Raw genomic sequence first — 4,767 nt, 5'->3', positions numbered from 1 at the left:
GAGGGGCGGCGCTTTTGGGCGCCGCCCCTCCTTGTTTTTTCGTTGGGTGTTTCCGGGGGGTCAGGACCTGCAGGGGAGTCCGTCCCGGCGGTCCTCCTCCTCTTCGCCCCTCCGGCAGGACCGGCACCTTTCGGGGGAGAGGTCGACCCTGGCCCGGCAGTTTCGGTGGATCTCCGGGGGGCAGTCGGCCACGGCCCAGCAGGGGACGAGGGCGAGGAGCTTCTTGAGCCCGGGGATGCTGATGCCCTCGTCGTGGATCATGGAGCGCAGGCAGGCGATCCAGTCGATGTCGTTCTGGGAGAAGAGCCGCCTGGCGCCCGCGTAGCGGGGCCGGACGAGGCCTTCCGCCTCGTAGATCCGAAGCGTGCGGGGGTGGACGTTGAGGAGCCTGGCCGCCACCCCGATGGGGTAGACGGGGGTGGCGGGGTCCACCGTGCCGCGGCCGGGGGTCTTTTCCCTGGGGTCGGTCATGGCGCCGTGGCCGCGGCCCCTAGTGGGCCTCCGAGACGTGGCCCCGGAAGAGCTTCTCCCCCGTGAGGAAGGCCAGGGCGCAGAGGCTGAGGCCGCCCAGGGTGATCATGACCTCGTGGAGGGAGGGCATGTAGGAGAAGTACTCGGGCAGCCCCACGATGCCGTACTCGTGGAAGTGGGGGACGATCTGGCCCACCACGACGAGGTCGTAGCGCATGAAGAAGATGCCCACCATGCCCATGGCGCCGGCCCAGAAGAGGGCCTTCATGTTCCGGGCGCGCACGGCGAGGATGAGCAGGAAGGGGGCCACCATGCCGAGCAGCACCTCGCCGGCCCAGAAGTTGGCGGCGTAGGGTCCCTTGAGGATGGCCATCATGGCCTCGTACTTTCCCGGGGGGTGTCCGGCGATGCCGGAGAGGACCTTCCAGGTGGTGAAGAACATGATGACGGCCATGAGGAGGGCGCCGAGCTTTCCGGTGGCGGAGAGGGCCTTTTTCATCTCGTCGCTCATCTGCCAGCCGTTGGCGCGGTAGGCGATCCAGGTGAAGAAGAGGATGGCGGCGCAGCCGCTCATCATGGCGGAGGTGATGAAGTAGATGGGCATGTAGGGCCCGTGCCAGAACTCGCGGGCGCCGAGGAGGCCGAAGACGGCGCCGAGGTTGCTGTGGGCGGCGACACCGGAGATGACGCCCATGAGGCCCATCATGCCGGCCTCCTTGTGGCGGCCGATCTGGAGCAAGGCGAATTCGACGAGCATGAAGAAGAGGTAGGCGCCGTAGAGGGTCCCCATCCACCAGATGTTGGAGGTGAGGTTGGGGGAGATGACGTTGTAGATGGCCATGCGCCAGGGGTTTTCGATCTCGAAGCCGATCACCATGAAGCCGGAGATGATGGTGGCGATGGCGAGGAAGACCGAGCGCTTGGCGATGGGCATGAAGGTCTCGTTGCCGAAGACGTGGCCGATGGAGGAGACCAGGCAGAGGCCCGTGGAGGTGACCACGAAGAAGACGTAGGTGGCGATGAGGAGGCCCCAGGGGACCTCTCGGGTGACGCCGTAGACGGCCTCGTGGCCGGCGAAGAAGGCGTGGATGCCGAAGGCCACGCCCACGGCGGTCAGCAGCCCGAAGAGGGCGACGGCCGCGTTGTAGGCGCGGGACGAGGTGACGGTGAGGGTTTTTTCGACGGGGATCGCAGCGGTTTGGTTGGCCATGGACACAGCACTCCTTCCTGATGGATTTTTTTTGGGGGATGGCCTTGCCGGGCCATCCATGGGACTTCATCGTCGTCCGTCTCGTGATCGGCCTCTCGTAACGAGCCCCCTGGGACGAGCCGAAGCGACGCCGCAGCCGGCGATCTTTAGTGCGGCGCCTCGCCCCAGTGGTCGAGCTTGTCCTGGATGAGGGGCTTGACCTTGAGGTCGTAGATGGTGTGGAGGGTGGCGCAGCTGATCCAGAGGGTGAGGAGGAGGATGCCTTCCAACATTTTGGGCCTCCTTTTTGGGTCTCGGGGTGGCGGCCCCGGCCCTGGAGTGTCTATTCAATTTTTTAATAGCATCGGAAGCTCTGATTGTCAAGAAAGTTTGTAGCGCATAAGAACTTTTTTCTGGATACGCCGGCATTCTTTTTATCGGAAACGAAAGGGTCCAAAATAAATAAAAAATTTCGGGGCCGCCTTTCCTGCCTCCCAGTGGACCCTTTTCTCAGGGCGCAACCTGAGCCCATTCCGGCCGCCCCCAGCCCGCCCCGCCCCGGCCCACCTTCTTAAAAAGTGTAAAAAAACCAAATAAGTACTTGGATGGGCGCAGAACGCTTCTTCGGGCCGTCTTCTTGGGGCGCAGGATGCGCCCATTCCGGCAGATAACTTGTAAACGATTGGTGTCAACTCGATCCGAATAAACTATATCGAGGAATGCTAACAACTCAATTTTAGAGAAAAAAACGAAACGCCCCCCGGCCCGCACCCGAACTTGGCACACTTGGTGCAAAACCAAGGGGCGACACAGCACCACGAGGAGGTGCCAAAGGGATCCAAAGGGGTGGCGGCCCCGAGCAGATCCCCCCGGGTGGCGGCCCGGGCACACCAACGAAAGGCTTGCCGGCCTGCACGAGGGACCGGAGAAAGGAGCCCCCCATGAGCACCCTCGCCCGAAAGCTTCATGCCTTCCGCGGCGGGGAGCACGCGCTCCCCGCCGGGGCCTCCCTCCCCGAGGCCTTCTGGTTCACCCTCTCCTTCCTGCTCTTCTTGGCCCTCGGCCCCTTCTCCGCGGTGGCGGTGCTCTTCTCCCTCGGCTCCCTCGCCACCCCGGAGGCCGGGGAGCCCGAACCCTTGAATCCCTAGATTCCGCAAGGAGGAAACACACCATGGCAAACCCCATCTCCCTCGCCACCACGGCGGAACCCCGGCTGGCCACCACCCGGTTCAGCCTGGCCACCCTCTCCATGCTGGCGCTCCTGGCCGCCGGCGTGGGCGCCGGCCTCTACGCCTTCGTCGTGGGCCACCCCCACGCCTACGCGGTCACCCGCGAGGTCCCGTGGGGCATCCTGATCTCCACCTACGCCTTCTTCGCCATCACCTCCACGGGGCTGTGCCTCTTGGCGGCCATCGGCCACGCCTTCGGCGGCACCCCGCTGGCCCCCCTGGGCAACCGCGCGGTCTACCTCTCCATCGTGACCATCCTTTCGGGCTTCCTGGTGATCGGGCTCGAGCTCGAGAGCCCCTGGCGCATGGCCATCTACAACGTCATCTCCCCCAACCTCTCCTCCAACATCTGGTGGATGGGGACCCTCTACGGCCTGGCGGTGGGGTGCATGTTCGTGGAGTTCTTCGCCATCCTGACCGGGCGCTGGGGCGTGGCCCTGGCCATCGGCGGCCTCGGGGCCCTGGCCGAGGTGGGGGCCAACACCAACCTCGGCGCCGTCTTCGCCACCCTCTCGGCCCGGCCCTTCTGGTACGGCGCCCAGCTGCCGGTCTACTTCCTCTGCTCCGCGGTGATGTGCGGCGCCGCCGCCATCATCCTCTTCACCCACGTCTCGTACCGGATGCGGGGCGAGGCGGTCACCGGCGACACCTACCGGGGTCTTCAGAGCGCGGGCAAGATCCTGGCCCTGACGGCCTTCCTCATCGTGGTGGCCACGGCCTGGCGGTTCATCTCCTTCTTCACCGGCGGCAGCGACTCGGCGCGGCTTGCGGTCTCGCACCTCTTGAGCGGCCCCCTGGCCACCAACTTCTGGCTCTTCGAGAACGTGGTGGGGCTTGTCCTGCCCCTGGTGCTCCTGGTGGGGACCCGGATGCAGAGCGTCCCGGCCATGTCCGCGGCCTCGCTCATGGTCCTGGTGGGGGCCTTCTTCCAGCGCTACGACCTGGTGGTGGCCGGCCAGCAGGTGCCGGTCTGGTACGGCTGGGACGACCTTCCGAGCTACATGGGCTACGCCCCCTCCCCGGTGGAGCTCCTGGTGGTGCTCGGCGGCATCGGGCTCACCGGCGCGGGCTTCCTCCTGGGCGAGCGCTTCTTCGGGCGCGTCTTCGGCCAGGGCCACCACTGAGGCATGAACCGGGGGCCGGGGGCCGCCCCGGCCCCCCCGATCGGAGGCACACCATGCGGACGGACAAGGCGCTCTTCCCCATCGGCACCGCGGCGGAGATCCTGGACCTCCATCCCCGCACGCTGCGGGTCTACGAGGCGGAGGGGCTCCTTCGGCCGGAGCGCAAGGGCCGCTGGCGCTACTACGGCCCGGCCCACATCCACTGGGTGCGGTGTCTCAAGGCGATGATCGACGACCAGGGGCTGTCGCTGGCGGCCCTCAAGCGGCTGCTCCGCCACGTGCCCTGCTGGCACGTGGGCAACTGTCCCCCCGCCCGCCGCCGGGCCTGCGAGGCCTTCCTGGCCGCCGGCCCCGGGGCCGAGGGATAAGCCATGGCCCGCCCGGCCCAAGACCTCCACGCCGCCCCCCGGCCCCGCCCGGCCCCCATGCCCGAGGTGCCGGGGGTCGACCCCGCCCGGCCGCTCTTCGCCATCGGCACCGCGGCGGACATGCTGGAGGTGCACCCCCGGACGCTTCGGATCTACGAGGCCGAGGGCCTGGTCAAGCCCGTCCGCCGGGGCCAGCGCCGGATCTACTCCCTCGACGATCTCCAGTGGATCACCTGCCTCCGGGCCATGATCCACGACCAGGGCATCAGCATCGCCGGCCTCCGCCAGCTCCTCCGCTACGCCCCCTGCTGGAACATCCGAAACTGCCCCCCGGAAAAACGAAAGGACTGCTCCGCCTGGAAGGCCGCCGAAAGGGCCAGGGAAGG

At 67.0% G+C, this 4,767-nt stretch carries 7 protein-coding genes; 4 read left to right on the top strand and 3 right to left on the bottom strand.

Annotated elements, in window-relative coordinates; translation table 11 throughout:
• Positions 1-60: 60 nt before the first annotated feature.
• From HCU62_RS11505 to HCU62_RS12765, 3 genes are all read right to left on the bottom strand, one after another.
• Positions 61-471 carry a MerR family transcriptional regulator gene (locus HCU62_RS11505; protein ID WP_163298186.1) on the bottom strand — a complete coding sequence of 137 codons (411 nt, stop codon included), beginning with the start codon at positions 469-471 and terminating at the stop codon, positions 61-63.
• A gap of 19 nt (positions 472-490) precedes the next feature.
• Positions 491-1,681: an NrfD/PsrC family molybdoenzyme membrane anchor subunit gene (gene nrfD, locus HCU62_RS11500; protein ID WP_163298185.1), complete on the bottom strand. Its 1,191-nt coding sequence runs from the start codon at positions 1,679-1,681 to the stop codon at positions 491-493.
• Positions 1,682-1,827: 146 nt separating this feature from the next.
• Positions 1,828-1,953 (bottom strand): hypothetical protein, encoded by a 126-nt coding sequence (locus HCU62_RS12765; protein ID WP_258539242.1) that lies wholly within the window; start codon positions 1,951-1,953, stop codon positions 1,828-1,830.
• Between the two features lie 648 nt (positions 1,954-2,601).
• Here HCU62_RS12765 and HCU62_RS11495 point away from each other — a divergent pair.
• The 4 genes from HCU62_RS11495 to HCU62_RS11480 form a co-directional block, all read left to right on the top strand.
• Positions 2,602-2,808, top strand: coding sequence for a hypothetical protein (locus tag HCU62_RS11495; RefSeq protein ID WP_163299907.1), 207 nt, complete (start codon positions 2,602-2,604; stop codon positions 2,806-2,808).
• 23 nt (positions 2,809-2,831) lie between these two features.
• Positions 2,832-4,013 carry an NrfD/PsrC family molybdoenzyme membrane anchor subunit gene (gene nrfD, locus HCU62_RS11490; protein ID WP_163299906.1) on the top strand — a complete coding sequence of 394 codons (1,182 nt, stop codon included), beginning with the start codon at positions 2,832-2,834 and terminating at the stop codon, positions 4,011-4,013.
• Between the two features lie 53 nt (positions 4,014-4,066).
• Positions 4,067-4,381, top strand: coding sequence for a MerR family transcriptional regulator (locus HCU62_RS11485; RefSeq protein WP_163299904.1), 315 nt, complete (start codon positions 4,067-4,069; stop codon positions 4,379-4,381).
• A gap of 3 nt (positions 4,382-4,384) precedes the next feature.
• Positions 4,385-4,767 (top strand): MerR family transcriptional regulator (locus tag HCU62_RS11480; protein ID WP_246325495.1); only part of this gene is annotated, 383 nt, incomplete at its 3' end.

This window comes from Dissulfurirhabdus thermomarina, assembly GCF_012979235.1.
Taxonomy (GTDB): domain Bacteria; phylum Desulfobacterota; class Dissulfuribacteria; order Dissulfuribacterales; family Dissulfurirhabdaceae; genus Dissulfurirhabdus; species Dissulfurirhabdus thermomarina.
Note: the sequence above shows the minus strand (reverse complement) of the source record. Positions and strands in the feature narration are given on the sequence as shown.

What these genes read in the sequence shown, in the direction of transcription:
- nrfD (WP_163298185.1), bottom strand. Translation starts at nt 1,681, where the DNA reads ATGGCCAACCAAACCGCTGCGATCCCCGTCGAAAAAACCCTCACCGTC.
- HCU62_RS12765 (WP_258539242.1), bottom strand. Translation starts at nt 1,953, where the DNA reads ATGTTGGAAGGCATCCTCCTCCTCACCCTCTGGATCAGCTGCGCCACC.
- HCU62_RS11505 (WP_163298186.1), bottom strand. Translation starts at nt 471, where the DNA reads ATGACCGACCCCAGGGAAAAGACCCCCGGCCGCGGCACGGTGGACCCC.
- HCU62_RS11495 (WP_163299907.1), top strand. Translation starts at nt 2,602, where the DNA reads ATGAGCACCCTCGCCCGAAAGCTTCATGCCTTCCGCGGCGGGGAGCAC.
- nrfD (WP_163299906.1), top strand. Translation starts at nt 2,832, where the DNA reads ATGGCAAACCCCATCTCCCTCGCCACCACGGCGGAACCCCGGCTGGCC.
- HCU62_RS11485 (WP_163299904.1), top strand. Translation starts at nt 4,067, where the DNA reads ATGCGGACGGACAAGGCGCTCTTCCCCATCGGCACCGCGGCGGAGATC.